This window comes from Halobacillus sp. KGW1, assembly GCF_001592845.1.
Taxonomy (GTDB): domain Bacteria; phylum Bacillota; class Bacilli; order Bacillales; family Halobacillaceae; genus Halobacillus.
This window is the reverse complement of the sequence record NZ_LSOC01000002.1, coordinates 1,475,089-1,492,237: the sequence shown is the minus strand read 5'-3', so window position 1 is coordinate 1,492,237 and position 17,149 is coordinate 1,475,089. Positions and strand designations below refer to the sequence as shown.

Genomic DNA, 17,149 nt, shown 5'->3' with positions numbered 1-17,149 from the left:
GGGAAGAAAGCCAACCTGATTTTCAGGTTGGCTTTCTTATTAATTCGTCTGTCTTAACCCTTGCTCAAGCGTGTCCAGAATTTCCTGTCTTTCTTGTTCATCAGACTCTCTCCAAAGCGTCTCGAAGAAAACGCCAAGGCCTGGTAACGTCTTCTCTTCGCCTTTTTGCATGGCATCATCGATCGTCGCTTCCAGCTGCTCTGCACTGTGGCCGGTCACATTGGACAGAATAGCTCTTCTCAAATCCAAATTCATCGTAACATCCTCCTTGCTTATGCGTAATATTCCACCTTAGTTTGACCAACCCGGCCTTTGCTATGTATGATAGTTGAGAAATAACATGTAAATGAGGGAATAACATGCTGACTTCGGTACAAAACACCAAAGTGAAAGAATGGAAAAAGCTGCATAAGCGTAAATATAGAAAACAGACAGGTCAATTCCTGGTGGAAGGACATCATCTGGTGGAGGAAGTCCTTGCAAGTGATTGGACAGTCCTTGAACTCATAAGACGTGAAGGAACAGACTTTACAGCACCGCCCGAAATCAAGGTGACAGAAGTAGACGCACAGGTATTTGCTGCGGTTGCGGAAACGGAAACACCACAAGGCATTGCGGCGGTTGTCGAACAAAAAACGTACGAATTCCTTCCAGCGAAAAGGACCCTCATGATTGATGCAGTCCAGGACCCGGGTAATATCGGAACGTTGATTCGAACGGCAGACGCGGCCGGGTTTGATCAGGTTTTGTTAGGAACAGGATCAGTGGATCCGTTCAACGATAAGGTCATCCGTGCAACGCAGGGATCTATTTTTCATCTTCCCATCCTGACTGGTGAACTTACAGAGTTTATGGATGAATTAAAAGCGGAAGGTGTCGAGATCTGGGCAGCGGCTCTGCAGGAAGCAAAGCCCTATAAGGATATGAAGACCCCGGATCGAGTGGCGCTGCTGGTCGGAAACGAGGGCCAGGGAATTGCAGAGCACTTACTGGAGCAGTCCGAGAAGAAAGTCTACATTCCAATTTACGGCCGGGCTGAGTCATTAAATGTAGCCGTAGCCGGTGCTGTTTTGATGTATCACCTGCAAAGCTGAACTTGCATGAACGCTCATCTTTGACTATAATATATTCAGTTGAATGAAATATGTTTAATAAGCGTAGAAAGAGCCTAGTAGGTGAATGTAAATCGTTAAGAGGGAGGGAACGCCCTGGACTGTAAGTGTTCCCAACGTGTCATTCATTGAAATTTCACTCTGGAGCTTGACCTTTAATGGTCCGGATGCCAAGTCCGTTATTGTAATCGAAGTGGGCACATAGAATGTGTCAACAAGGGTGGTACCGCGAAACAACCATACAAGTCTCGTCCCTTTTTACAGGGAGGAGGCTTTTTTATTTTTATTCATAAGGAGGAGTTGGAGTCATGAAGGAACGTTTAGAACAGTTGAAGCAGGAAGCTTTGCAGAAAGTAGATGCTGCAGAAGCTGTCCAAGGGTTGAAAGATATCCGTGTCGAGTACTTAGGTAAGAAAGGCCCGATCACAGAAGTGCTGCGAGGAATGGGGAAACTATCCAAAGAAGAACGTCCGGTCATCGGACAGCTAGCGAATGATGTCCGTGAGAACATTGCTGCGGCAATTGAAACGAAACAAACGAAACTGGAGGACGAAGCGCTTGAGAAACAGCTGGAAGAAGAGAGTATTGATGTGACGCTTCCGGGACGACCTGTCCAAGTCGGAGGTCCTCATCTGCTTACAAGCATCGTTGAAGAAATCGAGGATTTATTTATTGGGATGGGATTTGAAATTAAAGAAGGTCCAGAAGTGGAGACGGATTACTACAATTTCGAAGCCTTGAATCTTCCGAAGGGGCACCCGGCACGCGATATGCAGGATTCCTTCTATGTGACGGAAGAGCTGCTGATGCGAACCCACACTTCTCCTGTACAGGCTCGTACAATGGGGGCAAAAAACGGTAACGAACCGGTCAAAATGATCTGTCCGGGGAAAGTGTACCGTCGTGATACGGACGATGCGACACACTCTCACCAATTTACTCAGATTGAAGGACTTCTTGTCGATAAAGATGTGCGCATGAGTGACTTGAAAGGTGTCCTGAACGCATTTGCCAAGCAGATGTTCGGTTCCGACCGTGAAATCCGCCTACGTCCAAGCTTCTTCCCATTCACAGAACCCTCTGTGGAAATGGATATTTCCTGTAAAGTGTGCGGGGGTAATGGTTGTTCCGTTTGTAAAGGAACCGGCTGGATCGAAATTCTCGGAGGTGGAATGGTTCACCCGAACGTTCTGGAGATGGCTGGATACGATCCGAAAGAATATTCCGGATTTGCATTCGGTATGGGACCGGAGCGAATTGCCATGCTGAAATACGGAGTAGACGATATCCGTCACTTCTACACAAACGATATTCGATTTATTGAGCAGTATCATAAAGCATAAGGGGAGGAACTGAATCATGCTCGTATCACTAAATTGGTTACAAGAATATATTGATGTCAGCGCGTATAAGCCTGAAGAGCTGGCTGAAATTATAACGAAAACAGGAATTGAAGTGGAAAGCGTGGAGCCGGTAGCCGAAAATGTCACCGGTGTGGTTGTCGGACACGTGCAATCCTGCCTACAGCATCCGAATGCGGATAAACTTAACCTTTGTCAGGTGGATGTAGGAGAAGAAACGCTTCAAATTGTCTGCGGAGCTCCAAACATTGGAGAAGGTCAGAAAGTAGCGGTGGCTGCTCCGGGAGCTGTTCTGCCGGGTAATTTTAAAATCAAAAAAACTAAACTGCGCGGAGAAGTCTCCAATGGTATGATCTGTTCGCTTCAGGAACTTGGTGTGGATGAGAAAGACGTACCGAAGGAGTATGTGGACGGAATATTTGTGTTTCCAGAAGATGCAGAAGTGGGAGCGGACGCTGTTTCCCTTTTAAATCTCGACGATCTGATCATCGAACTCGGTTTGACTCCGAACCGGGCGGATGCAATGAGCATGGCCGGTGTTGCCTACGAGGTAGCAGCAGCCATTGACGGTGAATACCAATTAGCAGAAGAGCACGTGGAGACATCGGATGAGAAAGCATCCGACTACATTTCTGTAAAGGTAGAGGATCAGGAAGCAAACCCGTATTACGGTGCGTTTGTAATTAAGGATGTGACAGTGGGGCCTTCCCCGCTCTGGATGCGTAATCGTTTGACTGCGGCAGGCATACGTCCTATTAATAACGTTGTCGATATTACGAACTATGTCTTGATGGAATACGGGCAGCCCCTTCACGCCTTCGATTATGATCGTTTCGGATCGAAAGAAATCGTGACTCGTCGTGCAGAAGAAGGAGAAACGATAGAAACGCTGGATGGCCAGGAGCGCGAATTGAGTGCCGGCCACCTTGTCATTACGAATGGATCCAAGCCGCATGCCATCGCAGGAGTCATGGGTGGTGCGCATTCCGAGGTCCAGGATGATACAACGACGATTCTTTTGGAGGCCGCCTACTTCGCTCCGGCTGTTGTGCGTCAGGCATCCAAAGATCACGGATTAAGAAGCGAGTCCAGCAGCCGTTTCGAGAAAGGTGTCGATCCCAACCGCGTGGAACGTGCAGGGAAACGTGCATGTGAACTTCTTGCCGAATATGCTGGGGGGACGGTACTGGACGGAGTGGTCCGTTTTGATGAACTCGACAAATCCGAGAAACAAGTAACCATAGAAACAGATCGTATCAACGCCCGTTTAGGTACGGAAATATCCGCCGGGGAAATCGCAGACATTCTTCGCCGTCTTCAATTCGGCTACGAGCAGAAAGAGGAAGTATTTACAATCTCTGTTCCTACAAGACGAGGAGACATCACGTCCTTCGAGGATATTCTTGAGGAAGTTGCTCGTATTTATGGTTATGACAACCTTCCGTACACGCTGCCGCAAGGCGCATCTCAGGCAGGCGGATTGACAACTCGTCAAGCGCTTAAACGTAAAGTGAAAGCGTACCTGCAAGGTGCCGGTCTGCATGAGACGATCACGTACTCCCTGACACATAAGAATAAAGTGCATCAATTGGTAAGTCCGGAGATTAAGGCAAAGGCGAAGGGTTCCGTAGACCTGGCTATGCCGATGAGTGAAGATCATGGATCCCTGCGTTTAAGTCTGCTTCCGGAATTACTGGAGTCTCTTTCCTACAACGTAGCGAGAAAACAGGAAAATATTGCTTACTATGAAGTCGGGACAGTGTTTGTTACTGAGGAAGAGAAAGTGACGAAACAGCCGGATGAAGTGCTCCGCGCTTCCGGAGCTTTGACAGGCCAATGGCTGGTTCATCCATGGCAGCAGGAAAAGAAAGCGGCCGACTTCTTTGTTGCAAAAGGAATGGTGGAAGGGTTGAGCAATCTGCTGGGTATATCTTTCACTTATGAAAAAGCAAAACTTGAGGATCTCCACCCAGGGAGAACCGCTGTCATCCGCTGTGGTGGGAATACTGTCGGTTTCATAGGACAAATTCATCCGAAGCTCCAAAAAGAGCTTGGATTAAAAGAGACGTTCGTCTTCGATATTAACTTAGAGGCACTGTTTGAGCAGTATGAAAAAGAAGAGACGTTCCGTGCTATTCCAAGACATCCGTCAGTATCAAGGGATATTGCTCTCGTCGTGGACGAAGAAGTGTTTGCCGGTGACATACAAGCTACCATTGAGCAGGCGGGATATCCTCTCGTTCAGAATGTTCAAGTATTTGACGTATATCAGGGAGAACACCTGGAAGAAGGGAAGAAATCACTTGCCTTCAATCTGCTTTACCTTGATCCAGTCCGTACGTTGAAGGACGAGGAAGTAGAAACAGCACACGAGAAGATCCTTGCTGCTGTAAAAGATCAGCATCAGGCTGAACTGCGTGGATAATATAATAGAAGAAAAGAGGAACCTCCTTTCCGGAGGTTCCTCTTTTAATTTATGGACGGACTAGTTTTTTCGCTTTCTGCGTGTTGGCGAAGTGCACCTTCGCTAATTCTTCCAGCTTTTCTTCTCCATAAGCCTCGATAACGGCCGCGGCGGCCTGATCGACTTTGGAAGAAGCTCCTTTCGGTATCGGTAGACCGGTATCGAATTCTAAAGTGTTCATTGCTTTAACGAATGCGGACCTTGCAAGGATCGATGCCGCTGCAACGGCGATGGAATAGCTTTCTGCTTTCGTCATGAAATAAACATTATCCTGAAGCGTAAAGTTCTCACTCTTCAAATGCTTTTGGTACACATGCGGCTCAGAAAACTGGTCGATAAGAATTCCATGCGGCCTTACCGGTGCTATTTTTTTCAGGAGCTTGTCCAGAGCCTGGTGGTGAAGCATGGTTTTCATTTTGCCCTGACTCCAACCTCTTCGCTGCCATTGATTATACCGTTTGTTTGGTAGTCGCAGAAGACTGTAGGGAATCTTCATCTGGACGATGTCTTTGGCCAGTTCAGTAATCTGTGGATCGGATAAGTGTTTGGAGTCCTTTACTCCAATCGCCTTCAGTTGTGGAACCTGCTCTGCTGTGACATAGGCAGCTGCTACGGTGATCGGTCCGAAATAATCGCCGGTACCCGCTTCGTCCGATCCGATATGGGAACTGGTGAAGAGGCTTTCTTCCGGGTGATACGCATGTCTGCCTGCCCCGGCTTTTTTGGAAGGTGCACTTGAGGTAATGGGAGATCCCCACTTGGAAGCTTCCTCCTCAGGTCTGCTTCCCTGGAATAATACTTTTCCTGATCGATAAGCGGTGATGGTGCATGCGCTTGTTTTAGCAGCAAAAACGGCATTGGCAGGTGTCGCTTTCTTCTGGCTTCTATAATGAGCTTTCATCTCTTCTATTTTGGTAGAGGTTACTTTTAGTACGACTTGGGGCATAAGGCATTCCTTTCTGTTACTTCTAGGATAGGAACAGTATAGCAAAGGGATTGGAAAAAGAGAACATTTGTGAAAAACATGTATATTGGTTTCCTAATTGTCAGCCTTCATGTTAATATAAAGTTTAGGATTGAGAGAAACTAGGGGGTATGAATGTGTCGCAGTCAGACCAAGAGAAAAAAAGAATTACAGTGGAGATCAACAGGAGATCTTACACTATAGTTGGTCATGAAGAGCCCCATCATATCCGTATGGTATCTAGTCTTGTGGACCAGAAAATGCGTGAAATCCATGAAGCAAACCCTAGTCTAGATACAGCAAAGCTGGCCGTTTTGACCGCTGTCAACACAATGAATGAGTATATAAAGCTGAAAGATGAGTGTACAGAACTCATGAACTATATTGATAAGATAGAGGAAGAGAAGGACAATGATTGATTTACTTATACTATTTCTATTGCTGATCGGAGTCATAACCGGGCTCAAGAGAGGCTTCATATTGCAATTATTTCATTTAATCGGTTTTGTGGTAGCTTTCGTTGTTGCTGTCATTTACTATGATGACCTTGCGCCTAAGCTGACACTATGGGTTCCTTATCCGGAACTGCCGGCGGACTCTTCATGGGCCGTGTTTTTGAACGATCTTCCCCTTGAACAGGCATTTTACAATGCGATAGCCTTTGCCATCCTATTCTTCGGAGCAAAGATTATTCTTCATATTATCGCTTCCATGCTGGACTTCGTCTCCGAACTTCCGATATTGAGTTCCATTAATACGTTATTAGGCGGAATCCTCGGTTTTGTCGAGAACTACGTGATTCTTTTCATTGTATTGTATATAGCCGCACTCGTTCCCGCAGCAGGTGTCCAGAACGCGTTGGACAGCTCGATACTTGGGCAGCTGATTATAGAACATACACCAGTGTTTTCCGATCAGTTGAAAACACTGTGGATCGACCGTGTAGCCGGCTGATGAGACGTGTTTAGAGGAGATGCAGGTGGAGCCGCTATGATTTCGATCATGGCGGTTTTTTTATTCAGAAATAAAGATTATAGGAACAAGGAGTGGTTGGAATGGCCGTCGATAAGAAGCAAGTCATCAAATTACTGGAGACGATTGCCGTCTATCTGGAACTGAAAGGGGAGAACCCTTTCAAGATTTCCGCTTACCGTAAAGCCGCTCAGGCATTAGAGCGCGATGATCGCTCTTTAAGTGAAATAGATGATTTTACGAAAATGAAAGGGATCGGGAAAGGCACAGCTGCCGTTATTGATGAGTATGTGGCGGCTGAAACCTCGGAAACGCTGCAGCAGCTTCAGGCGGAAGTGCCGGCAGGCCTTGTCCCTCTTTTAAACCTACAGGGACTCGGTGGAAAGAAACTGGCCAAGCTCTATCAACAATTGGGCGTAACGGATGCAGAATCTCTGAAGGAAGCGTTGGAAAGCGGAAAGGTGGAGGCATTGGAAGGCTTCGGTAAGAAATCTGCCGAGAAGATGCTGAAGGCATTAGAAGACGCTCATTCCCGACCTGAGCGTCTCCCTGTTGCCGTCATGCTGCCGCTGGCTGAGAAAATTGAAGCATTTCTTGCGAGTGCAAATACTTTCCATCGTTATTCCAGAGCAGGGAGCCTCAGGAGGATGAGAGAGACGATTAAGGATCTTGATTTTATCATCGCTTCTGAAGACCCTGCAGCTACGAGAGACGAGCTTCTCGCTTATCCGGACATCAAAGAAGTTATCGCTTCCGGCGAAACGAAAGTATCGATTGTCGTCCATGAAGGATATGACATCGGCATCGATTTCCGCATTGTTGCTCCTGATGAATTCGTTACGACCCTGCATCATTTTACAGGGTCGAAGGATCATAATGTGGCCATGAGACAGCTCGCCAAAACAAGGAACGAAAAGATCAGTGAATATGGCATAGAGAATGCTGAAAGCGGGGAAATCCAAACGTTCGAAAGCGAAGAAGAGTTCTTCCGTCACTTTGGTCTTCATTTCATACCGCCGGAAGTCAGAGAGAATTACGGAGAAGTAGAGCGCTTTAAAGAGCCCGTTGATCTTATTGAGTTATCCGATATCCGTGGGGATCTCCATATGCACTCGACTTGGAGCGATGGTGCTCAATCGATCAAAGAGATGGCCGAAAAGGCCCGTTCCAAAGGATACGAGTATATTTCCATCACCGATCACTCCAAGTATTTGAAAGTAGCCAACGGCCTTGATGAGGAAAGACTGAGGCTGCAGAGGGAAGAAATAAATAAGATCAATGCCGAAATGGAAGACTTTCATATTTTTGCAGGAGTAGAGATGGATATCCTTCCCGATGGTAGCCTGGATTTCCCGGATGAGTTTTTGCAGGAAATGGATTTCGTCATCGCTTCCATTCACTCCAGCTTTTCTCAATCGGCAGATGACATTATGAAACGGATGTGGGCAGCGCTTGAGAACCCTAACGTTCATATGATTGCCCACCCGACAGGCAGGCTGATCGGCCGGCGGGATGGGTATGCTGTAGATTTGGATGCATTGATTAAAGGCGCGGTGGAGACCGGAACCATTCTTGAGTTAAATGCTAATCCGAACCGGCTTGATTTAAGCTGGGAGTGGTTGATGAAAGCGCAGGAAGCAGGTGCGAGTATTGCCATCAACACGGATGCCCACAGCTATCCGATGCTGGATCATATGAGGATCGGGGTAGGTGCGGCGCGTAAGGGCTGGCTCAGGAAGGATACAGTAATGAATACATGGACGAAACAACAGTTGATGGATAAATGGAACATCCATCAGTAGCAATAAAGGAGACGGTAATGCATGAATGAACGAATTCTCCGTACACTGGAATTCAAAAAAATTATTGATCAATTGAGCGGTAAAGCGGCTTCCTCGCTTGGAAAAGAGAAGACTGCCGCTCTTAAACCCTCTTCCGATTTGGGAGAGGTGCTGGTGAAGCAGCAGGAAACAGATGAAGCGGCACAGGTCCTGCGCTTGAAAGGACATATTCCTTTAGGGGGAATTTTTGATATTAAACCGAGTTTGAAACGGACCACGATCGGTGGGATACTCAGCGCCACCGAGTGCTTGGATATTGCCAGTACCATTTACGGCGGTCGTCAGCTCAAACGCTTCGTAGAAGAAATGGAAGAACCGGAAATGCCGATCCTTCGGGAAATGGTCCTAGGTATTGACCCGATGAAAGAATTGGAAGATGAGATCAGACACTGCATTGATGAAAATGGAAAGGTGATGGACGGAGCTTCGGATAAACTCCGTACCATTCGTTCTAAAATCCGTACGAATGAAAGCCGCGTACGGGAGAGAATGGAGTCTTTCACCAGGTCTAAGTCCAAAATGTTGTCCGATTCCATCATTACCATCCGAAATGAACGCTATGTCCTGCCCGTAAAGCAGGAATATAGAGGATCGATAGGTGGTATTGTACACGACCAGTCTTCATCAGGAGCCACCTTGTTCATTGAACCCCAGACGGTAGTCGATTTGAACAATCAGCTCCAGGAAGCACGGGTACAGGAAAAGAATGAAGTGGAACGCATCTTGAAAGAGTTGTCCCAGACCATCGCGGAGTACAATAGTCCACTCTATGAAAACGTGACAATCCTTGGGGATATCGACTTTATGTTCGCCCGGGCTAAACTCGGTGCAAGTATGAAAGCGTCCATGCCAAAAATGAACGATAAGGGCATCATTAAGATGAAACAGGCCCGACACCCGCTCATTCCAGCCGAAGAAGTCGTTCCGAACGATGTAGAACTTGGAGAGGATTATACGTCCATCGTCATCACAGGACCAAACACCGGTGGTAAAACCGTAACGCTTAAACTGGTCGGATTATTTACCTTGATGGCTCAATCCGGTTTACAGGTGCCGGCTTTGGATGGCTGTGAGCTGGCTGTGTTTGATGAAGTGTTCGCTGACATTGGGGATGAACAGTCCATAGAACAAAGTCTATCCACCTTTTCTTCCCACATGACGAATATTGTTGACATCCTGAATCGTGTCGACCACCGTTCGCTCGTTCTGTTTGACGAGCTGGGTGCGGGGACGGACCCTCAGGAAGGTGCCGCTCTTGCCATGTCCATTTTGGATGAAGTCGTAAGAAGAGATGCCCGGGTTATTGCAACGACCCACTACCCGGAATTGAAAGCATATGGTTATAATCGCCCTGGTGTCATCAATGCATCCGTAGAATTTGACATTCAAACATTGAAACCGACGTACCGTCTTTTGATCGGCGTCCCGGGGCGCAGTAATGCATTTGAGATTTCCAGAAGACTCGGACTGGATGAATCCATCATCGATGATGCCAAGGGGCATGTCGGTGTCGATTCTCAGAGCGTCGAGAACATGATTGCCTCCTTGGAAGAATCCAAACGGGGAGCAGAAAAAGATTACGAAGAAGCAGAGCAGATGCTGGAGGAAGCAGAGAAGCTTCGTAACGAGCTTCAGGTTAAGTGGAACCAGTTTGAACAACAACGGGAGAAGCTTTATGAGAAAGCCGAAGCGAAGGCGGAGAAGGCGATTAGGAAGGCGAAAGAAGAAGCCGAGGAAATCGTTAGTGTAATCCGCAACATGAAGTCCCAGGCAGGTATGAAAGAACATGAATGGATTGAAGCCCGCAAGATGTTCGAAGAGGCACAACCGGAACTTACAAGCAAGAAACCTAAGGCACAGCCTGCCAAGCCTAAGCAGACGCAGAAGGAATTACAGCCTGGGGATGAAGTCAAACTTCTTACCCTCAACCAACAAGGTACCATCGTTGAAAAGACAGGCAAGAATGAGTATCAGGTACAAGTAGGCGTTATGAAGGTAAAAGCAAAACAAAAAGACTTGGAATTCGTCAAAGCCAAAGAACCGTATAAAGAAAAACCGATGGCAACGGTCAAAGGGAAGAGCTTCCATGTGAAAGCGGAACTCGATTTGCGCGGGGAAAGGTATGAAGATGCTCTTAATCGTCTGGAGAAGTATATCGACGACGCGCTTCTCGCCGGATATCCGACGGTGTCCATTATTCACGGAAAAGGAACAGGGGCGCTGCGTACCGGTGTTCAGAATTTCGCAAAGAACCATCGTAGTATTTCCGGACACCGTGCCGGAGGCATGAACGAAGGAGGCAGCGGGGTCACCGTCTTGGAGCTCCGTTAAACTTCAGTAGAGAAAGGAGCAGGAAGAATGGATGGTTTTTGGGAAATTACGCTTGTGGAAACCGCAGCCAGATACAGCGTCGTCGTTCTCTGTCTGGTCGTTTCCATGGCGGTATTCGAAGCAGTAACATCCTATAATAATTGGAAAGAGATAAAAAAGGGGAATATGGCCGTGGCAATGGCTACAGGGGGTAAGATATTCGGAGTGGCGAATATCTTCCGCTTCTCCATCCAGCATAATGACTCCTTGCTGATGACGATGGGGTGGGGCCTTTACGGCTTCGTTCTTCTGTTATTCGGCTACTTCATCTTTGAGTTTCTCACTCCCTCTTTTAAAATCGATCGGGAAATTGAAGAGGATAACCGTGCGGTAGGATTTATCTCCCTTGTCATTTCTGTCGGACTTTCCTACGTCATTGGTGCGAATATCATTTAAGGGGGAAGCCATGGAAACGCTGGCGAGAATATTGTTGGTCGTAGCTGCATTATTTTTACTTATTGGTGTCCTTTTCTTCATCTTATGAAAGCTCTTCTTAACAGAAGAGCTTTTTTTACAGTTTTGTGCGAAAAATGTCGTTTGAAATATTTTCAAAATTAGAAATTATATTTCAAATGTCCCGGTTGAATAGTTATAATGGAGTAGAAGACCTAAATAAGGGAGGCATTTACGTATGACAACCTTTCAGCGTCCTTGGCATCAATATTATCCGCCGGAGGTCCCTGTCCAAATCGATTACGATAAGCGTCCGATCCACGATTATTTGAAAGAAAGCGCCGAACGTCACGGAGAAAAGAAAGCGCTTTATTTTATGGGGAAGGAAATGACGTATCAGGAAGTCTACGAACAGGCTGTCACCGTGGCCGGGTATCTCCAATATCTTGGTTTGGAGAAGGGGGATAGGGTTTCGATCATGCTCCCCAACTGTCCACAGTCGGTCATATCTTACTATGCGGTACTGATGGCAGGAGGAATTGTAGTACAGACAAACCCGCTGTATATGGAAAGAGAGCTGGAATATCAATTGAAGGATTCCGGGGCGAAAATGATCATCTGCCTCGATATTCTGTACCCTAAAGCCGCAAATGTAAAAGCGGAGACTTCGCTGGAACATATCCTTGTGACCGGTATAAAGGATTATCTCCCCTTCCCGAAAAATAAAATCTATCCGTTCATCCAAAAGCGGCAGTATCAAGTATTGGTAAAGCCGGAGCAGTCGATGGATACTCATTTGTGGCCCGGCGTGCTGAAGAAGAACCATTCCTTCAAAGCGGTGGACGTGGATGCCGTGGAAGATTTGGCGCTGCTGCAGTACACAGGAGGAACGACAGGGTTTCCGAAAGGTGTCATGCTCACCCATTACAATTTGGTAGTTAATACTCAAATGGCACAGAAATGGCTGTATAAATGTGAAGAAGGGAAAGAGTCTGTTCTTGCAATACTTCCTTTTTTTCATGTGTACGGGATGACCTCTGTCATGAACCTTTCTGTCATGATGGCTAATGAAATCATTCTGATGCCGAAGTTTGAAGCAGAAGACGTGCTGAAAGTGATTGAAAAAAGAAAGCCTACTTTATTCCCCGGAGCGCCTACTATCTATATCGCTCTTCTCAATCATCCGAATCTGCAGAAATATGATCTTTCTTCTATTGAAGCGTGTATCAGCGGGTCTGCGCCGCTTCCAGTGGAAGTACAGGAACGTTTCGAGGCGGTTACCGGAGGTAAGCTTGTCGAAGGGTATGGTTTGACGGAAACGTCACCGACGACACACTCCAACTTGATTTGGGGCAAACGGGTGAGTGGAAGTGTAGGAATCCCTTGGCCGGATACAGATGCCAAAATTATTCAAATGGAGTCTGATGTGGAAGCTCCTTTTGGTGAAATAGGAGAAATCGCCGTCAAAGGACCGCAGGTGATGAAAGGGTACTGGAATAAGCCGGAGGAAACAGCTCAGGTGTTGAGCGAGGACGGTTGGTTCCGGACAGGTGACATGGGGTACATGAACGAGGACGGATATTTCTACATTGTTGATCGGAAAAAGGATATGATCATTGCCGGAGGTTATAACATCTATCCAAGAGAAGTCGAAGAGGTACTTTATGAGCATTCGGAGATTCAGGAGGCAGTCGTTGTCGGTGTGCCGGACCCTTACAGAGGAGAGACGGTCAAAGCTTTTATCGTGAAAAAACAAGGAAGCGACATCACGGAAGAAGAATTAAATGAATACTGCAGAAAAAATATTGCCGCTTATAAAGTACCGAGGCTCTATGAATTCCGGGAGGAACTTCCCAAGACGGCTGTAGGTAAAATACTGAGGCGGTCGTTAGTGGAAGAGGAGCGGCAGAAATATGAGGATGCAGAGAGCATCCAGTAAATTTCTCGAAGAAAGTTGACAGAATATTCTCCTGTATGTAGAATAATAGATGAATGATGATTCATTCATTTTCAGTGAAGATGGGCAGGAGATATTCATGAAGAAAGACAAACCAAAGTTCAAACAAATTATAGATGCAGCAGTCGAAGTCATTGCTGAAAATGGCTACCATTCCTCACAGGTATCAAAGATAGCCAAAAAAGCAGGAGTGGCAGATGGAACCATCTATCTTTATTTCAAAAACAAAGAGGATATTCTCGTTTCTTTGTTTCAGGAAAAGATGGGGCAATTCATCGAAAGGATCGAGCAGGAAACAACCTCGAAGCAGTCAGCGGAAGAGAAGCTCTTAACGTTGATCGAAACACATTATGAGCAGCTGGCAGCGGACCACCATCTTGCGGTCGTCACACAATTGGAGTTGAGACAATCCAACAAAGACCTGCGGTTGAAGATCAACCAGGTATTGAAAAGATATTTGGATGTCATCGATCAGATCGTGGAAGAAGGTGTAGAGGAAAAGCTGTTCCGGAGCGATTTGGACCGCCGTCTCGTTCGTCAGATGATTTTCGGAACGATGGATGAGACGGTGACAAATTGGGTAATGAACGAGCAGCGCTATAACATAGCAGACCAGGCGGAAGAAGTCCATAGCTTGATCATTCGTGGGTTGACCCGTAATCATTCATCATAAAGGAGCGAATCGCTTTGTCCACACTGGCATGTAAAGTCAAAGGTAATGTTGCGGAGGTCACTATAGAAAGTCCCCCTGCGAACGCCTTATCATCCGCAATTTTAAAGGATTTAGAACAACAGTTGAACGAAATAGAAGCAGACAAATCCGTAAAAGCAATCCTCTTGAAAGGGGAAGGGAAGTTCTTCTCAGCGGGCGCGGATATTAAAGAATTCACCTCTTTACAGGGGGCGTCCGACTATGAGGCGCTTGCCGGCAGAGGACAGCAGCTCTTCGACCGGATTGAGAAGTTCCACATTCCAGTCATCGCCGTCATTCACGGGGCTGCCTTGGGAGGCGGGCTTGAACTTGCCATGGCTTGTCACATCCGGGTCGTTTCTTCGGATGCCAAGCTTGGTCTTCCTGAAATGAATCTCGGGATTCTGCCCGGTTTCGCAGGGACGCAGCGTCTTCCGCGTTATGTAGGAGTGGCAAAGGCTTATGAAATGATACTTACAGGGACCCCGATTTCGGGGGAGGATGCTGTCCGGCTTGGTCTCGCCAACCACAGCTATCCTGTAGAAGAGCTGCACGCACAGGCTGAAAAGCTTGCTGCGAAGATAGCTGCTAAGAGCGGCCCCGGCATCCATCAGGTCATGAAGTTGATTCCTTATGCCCACACCTCCCGTTTGGAAGAAGGCGTAAGGGCAGAAGCAGAGGCATTCGGTGCCGTGTTCGGCAATGAGGACGCCAAAGAGGGAATTCAAGCGTTTATCGAAAAACGGAACCCTGCGTTCCGAGATCAATAGTACTGGAGGGTATGAAGGATGAATATTTACGTGTTGTTGAAGAGGACGTTTGATACGGAAGAGAAAATAGCAGTTAAAAACGGAGCCATCCAGGAGGACGGTGCGGAATTTATCATCAACCCCTATGATGAGTATGCCGTTGAGGAAGCGATCACCCTCCGCGACGCTCACGGGGGAGAAGTGACGGTCGTGACGATCGGGGAAGAAGAGTCCGAGAAACAGCTTCGTACAGCACTTGCAATGGGAGCGGATAAAGCTGTATTGATCAATACGGAGGATGATCTGGAAGACGGGGATGCTTTTACGACCGTGAAGATATTAGAAGCCTTCTTTGAAGATAAAAACGTGGATATCATCTTAGGTGGAAATGTTGCGATCGATGAAGCCAGTGGGCAAGTCGGTCCCCGCTTAGCGGAAAGACTGGATATCCCTTGTGTAACGACGATTACAAATATAGAAATCGATGGCACGACGGTCCAAATCGAACGCGATGTTGAGGGAGATGTGGAAAAAGTCGAAACGTCTCTGCCACTTCTTGTCACCTGTCAGCAAGGGCTTAACGAACCTCGTTATCCCTCTCTCCCGGGTATTATGAAGGCCAAGAAAAAACCACTCGAGGAACTGGAGTTGGATGACTTGGATCTGGAAGAAGACGATGTAGAGGCGAAAACAAAGACGGTGGAAATATACCTTCCTCCTGAGAAAGAAGCAGGTAAAGTTCTTGAAGGTGAAGTGGATGAACAGGTGAAAGAACTTGTTTCCTTACTGAAAACAGAAGCGAAAGTACTGTAAATAGAGAAGGGAGAGGAGAATGGTTATGAGTAAGAAGGTACTGGTAATCGGAGAAGCAAGAGAAGGAAGCCTGCGTAATGTCACGTTCGAAGCGATCGCGGCTGCTCATTTGATCAGCGACGGTGGAGAAGTCGTCGGAGTTTTGTGCGGTGATGGTAACCTCGAAGCGATGGGACAGGAAATGGTTTATCATGGTGCAGCGAGGGTCATCACTATTTCAAACCCAGAATTGAAAACGTATACATCTGACGGGCACGGTCAGGCAGTCCATCAAGTCATTCAGGATGAATCGCCAGACGGGATCGTCCTTGGTCATACGGCAGTAGGAAAAGACCTTGCGCCGAAACTGGCAAGCAAACTGGGTTCCGGTCTTGTATCTGATGCGACGGAGGTCGTCGTGGAAGGTGGAGAAACGATTTTCACCCGTCCCATCTATTCCGGAAAAGCTTTTGAAAAGAAAAAAATCACGGAGGGTCTCATTTTTGCAACGATCCGTCCTAACAACATACCAGCTCTGACCCGTGACGATTCTCTGACCGGGGACGTCTCCACGAAAGATGTAGAGATCTCTAACATTCGTACAATCATTAAAGATGTTATTCGCAAATCTTCAGACGGTGTCGATCTATCAGAGGCGAAAGTGATTGTGGCCGGAGGCAGAGGCGTGAAGAGTGCGGAAGGATTTGAACCATTAGAGAAGCTTGCAGAAGTCCTTGGCGGGACAGTGGGAGCTTCCCGTGGAGCGTGTGATGCAGGATACTGTGATTACTCCCTCCAAATCGGTCAGACCGGAAAAGTCGTTACGCCTGATTTGTACATTGCCTGCGGAATTTCAGGAGCGATCCAGCACCTTGCCGGTATGTCGAACTCTAAAATCATAGTCGCAATCAACAAAGATCCGGAAGCGAATATTTTCAACGTCGCGGATTACGGGATTGTCGGAGATCTTTTTGATGTCGTACCAAAATTGATTGAAGAAGTGAAACAAATAAAAGTGAATGCATAAGCTGAACTTAGAAGCCGAAGCCAAATATTTGGCTTCGGCTTTCATACATGTTTAAATAAGGTATAAACAAATTGTTAGTCACTAAAAATAGATAGTGATATACTCTAAACAGACTTAAAAGGTCGAGGAGGAATTATTGTATGGCAATTGTAAAAGCAACTGACCAAAACTTCACCGAAGAAACAAGTCAAGGACTTGTTCTTGCAGACTTCTGGGCACCATGGTGCGGTCCATGTAAAATGATCGCTCCTGTCCTTGAAGAATTGGACGCTGAAATGAGCGACAAAGTGAAAATCGTCAAACTTGACGTGGATGAAAACCAAGAAACAGCCGGCAAATTCGGTGTTATGAGTATTCCGACACTGCTTCTGTTCAAAGACGGTCAAGTCGTTGATCAAGTAATCGGATTCCAACCTAAGGAAGCTCTAGCTGAATTGGTTTCGAAACACGCATAAG

At 46.8% G+C, this 17,149-nt stretch carries 15 protein-coding genes and 1 pseudogene; 14 read left to right on the top strand and 2 right to left on the bottom strand.

All coding sequences use genetic code 11. The features are described from left to right. Positions 1-39: 39 nt before the first annotated feature. Entirely contained in the window at positions 40-255 is a 216-nt protein-coding gene (gene sspI, locus AXG56_RS08430; RefSeq protein WP_008635257.1) for a small acid-soluble spore protein SspI, read from the bottom strand. 104 nt (positions 256-359) lie between these two features. Here sspI and AXG56_RS08425 point away from each other — a divergent pair, with 104 nt between their 5' ends. The 3 genes from AXG56_RS08425 to pheT all read left to right on the top strand — a co-directional run bounded on the left by AXG56_RS08425 (position 360) and on the right by pheT (position 4,898). After that, on the top strand, positions 360-1,094 hold the full coding sequence (locus AXG56_RS08425; RefSeq protein ID WP_062514004.1) for an RNA methyltransferase: 735 nt from the start codon (positions 360-362) through the stop codon (positions 1,092-1,094). 326 nt (positions 1,095-1,420) lie between these two features. Next, entirely contained in the window at positions 1,421-2,455 is a 1,035-nt protein-coding gene (gene pheS / locus AXG56_RS08420) for a phenylalanine--tRNA ligase subunit alpha (RefSeq protein WP_008635255.1), read from the top strand. A gap of 16 nt (positions 2,456-2,471) precedes the next feature. Then, positions 2,472-4,898 (top strand): phenylalanine--tRNA ligase subunit beta, encoded by a 2,427-nt coding sequence (gene pheT / locus AXG56_RS08415; RefSeq protein WP_008635254.1) that lies wholly within the window; start codon positions 2,472-2,474, stop codon positions 4,896-4,898. Between the two features lie 49 nt (positions 4,899-4,947). Here pheT and rnhC read toward each other — a convergent pair whose 3' ends face one another. Then, a complete protein-coding gene (gene rnhC, locus AXG56_RS08410) occupies positions 4,948-5,883 on the bottom strand; it encodes a ribonuclease HIII (protein WP_026577117.1) in 936 nt (311 codons plus the stop codon). Positions 5,884-6,032: 149 nt separating this feature from the next. Here rnhC and zapA point away from each other — a divergent pair, with 149 nt between their 5' ends. The 11 genes and pseudogenes from zapA to trxA all read left to right on the top strand — a co-directional run. After that, on the top strand, positions 6,033-6,320 hold the full coding sequence (gene zapA, locus AXG56_RS08405) for a cell division protein ZapA (RefSeq protein ID WP_008635251.1): 288 nt from the start codon (positions 6,033-6,035) through the stop codon (positions 6,318-6,320). Then, positions 6,313-6,855 carry a CvpA family protein gene (locus AXG56_RS08400; protein ID WP_026577119.1) on the top strand — a complete coding sequence of 181 codons (543 nt, stop codon included), beginning with the start codon at positions 6,313-6,315 and terminating at the stop codon, positions 6,853-6,855. Before zapA ends, AXG56_RS08400 begins: the two co-directional genes overlap by 8 nt. Before the next feature lie 101 nt (positions 6,856-6,956). Further along, the gene (gene polX / locus AXG56_RS08395) at positions 6,957-8,675 is read left to right on the top strand and encodes a DNA polymerase/3'-5' exonuclease PolX (RefSeq protein WP_062514002.1); all 1,719 of its coding nucleotides are present in this window, start codon (positions 6,957-6,959) and stop codon (positions 8,673-8,675) included. Between the two features lie 21 nt (positions 8,676-8,696). Beyond that, positions 8,697-11,045 carry an endonuclease MutS2 gene (locus AXG56_RS08390; protein WP_008635249.1) on the top strand — a complete coding sequence of 783 codons (2,349 nt, stop codon included), beginning with the start codon at positions 8,697-8,699 and terminating at the stop codon, positions 11,043-11,045. A 27-nt stretch (positions 11,046-11,072) separates the two neighbouring features. Continuing rightward, positions 11,073-11,480 (top strand): DUF350 domain-containing protein, encoded by a 408-nt coding sequence (locus tag AXG56_RS08385; protein WP_008635244.1) that lies wholly within the window; start codon positions 11,073-11,075, stop codon positions 11,478-11,480. A 235-nt stretch (positions 11,481-11,715) separates the two neighbouring features. After that, the gene (locus AXG56_RS08380) at positions 11,716-13,416 is read left to right on the top strand and encodes an AMP-binding protein (RefSeq protein WP_026577122.1); all 1,701 of its coding nucleotides are present in this window, start codon (positions 11,716-11,718) and stop codon (positions 13,414-13,416) included. Positions 13,417-13,513: 97 nt separating this feature from the next. Further along, positions 13,514-14,107 carry a TetR/AcrR family transcriptional regulator gene (locus AXG56_RS08375; protein WP_026577123.1) on the top strand — a complete coding sequence of 198 codons (594 nt, stop codon included), beginning with the start codon at positions 13,514-13,516 and terminating at the stop codon, positions 14,105-14,107. 14 nt (positions 14,108-14,121) lie between these two features. Continuing rightward, complete coding sequence (locus AXG56_RS08370; RefSeq protein WP_008635238.1) at positions 14,122-14,895, top strand: enoyl-CoA hydratase; 774 nt, start codon at positions 14,122-14,124, stop codon at positions 14,893-14,895. 18 nt (positions 14,896-14,913) lie between these two features. Then, positions 14,914-15,687 carry an electron transfer flavoprotein subunit beta/FixA family protein gene (locus tag AXG56_RS08365; protein ID WP_008635234.1) on the top strand — a complete coding sequence of 258 codons (774 nt, stop codon included), beginning with the start codon at positions 14,914-14,916 and terminating at the stop codon, positions 15,685-15,687. A 25-nt stretch (positions 15,688-15,712) separates the two neighbouring features. Further along, a complete protein-coding gene (locus AXG56_RS08360; RefSeq protein ID WP_008635233.1) occupies positions 15,713-16,693 on the top strand; it encodes an electron transfer flavoprotein subunit alpha/FixB family protein in 981 nt (326 codons plus the stop codon). 131 nt (positions 16,694-16,824) lie between these two features. After that, positions 16,825-17,148: pseudogene (gene trxA, locus AXG56_RS08355) on the top strand (thioredoxin); the annotation flags it as partial. Between the last annotated feature and the right edge of the window lies 1 nt (position 17,149).

Excerpts from the sequence above, each read along its gene's own strand:
- sspI (WP_008635257.1), bottom strand. The coding sequence starts at position 255 with ATGAATTTGGATTTGAGAAGAGCTATTCTGTCCAATGTGACCGGCCAC.
- AXG56_RS08425 (WP_062514004.1), top strand. The coding sequence starts at position 360 with ATGCTGACTTCGGTACAAAACACCAAAGTGAAAGAATGGAAAAAGCTG.
- pheS (WP_008635255.1), top strand. The coding sequence starts at position 1,421 with ATGAAGGAACGTTTAGAACAGTTGAAGCAGGAAGCTTTGCAGAAAGTA.
- pheT (WP_008635254.1), top strand. The coding sequence starts at position 2,472 with ATGCTCGTATCACTAAATTGGTTACAAGAATATATTGATGTCAGCGCG.
- rnhC (WP_026577117.1), bottom strand. The coding sequence starts at position 5,883 with ATGCCCCAAGTCGTACTAAAAGTAACCTCTACCAAAATAGAAGAGATG.
- zapA (WP_008635251.1), top strand. The coding sequence starts at position 6,033 with ATGAATGTGTCGCAGTCAGACCAAGAGAAAAAAAGAATTACAGTGGAG.
- AXG56_RS08400 (WP_026577119.1), top strand. The coding sequence starts at position 6,313 with ATGATTGATTTACTTATACTATTTCTATTGCTGATCGGAGTCATAACC.
- polX (WP_062514002.1), top strand. The coding sequence starts at position 6,957 with ATGGCCGTCGATAAGAAGCAAGTCATCAAATTACTGGAGACGATTGCC.
- AXG56_RS08390 (WP_008635249.1), top strand. The coding sequence starts at position 8,697 with ATGAATGAACGAATTCTCCGTACACTGGAATTCAAAAAAATTATTGAT.
- AXG56_RS08385 (WP_008635244.1), top strand. The coding sequence starts at position 11,073 with ATGGATGGTTTTTGGGAAATTACGCTTGTGGAAACCGCAGCCAGATAC.
- AXG56_RS08380 (WP_026577122.1), top strand. The coding sequence starts at position 11,716 with ATGACAACCTTTCAGCGTCCTTGGCATCAATATTATCCGCCGGAGGTC.
- AXG56_RS08375 (WP_026577123.1), top strand. The coding sequence starts at position 13,514 with ATGAAGAAAGACAAACCAAAGTTCAAACAAATTATAGATGCAGCAGTC.
- AXG56_RS08365 (WP_008635234.1), top strand. The coding sequence starts at position 14,914 with ATGAATATTTACGTGTTGTTGAAGAGGACGTTTGATACGGAAGAGAAA.
- AXG56_RS08360 (WP_008635233.1), top strand. The coding sequence starts at position 15,713 with ATGAGTAAGAAGGTACTGGTAATCGGAGAAGCAAGAGAAGGAAGCCTG.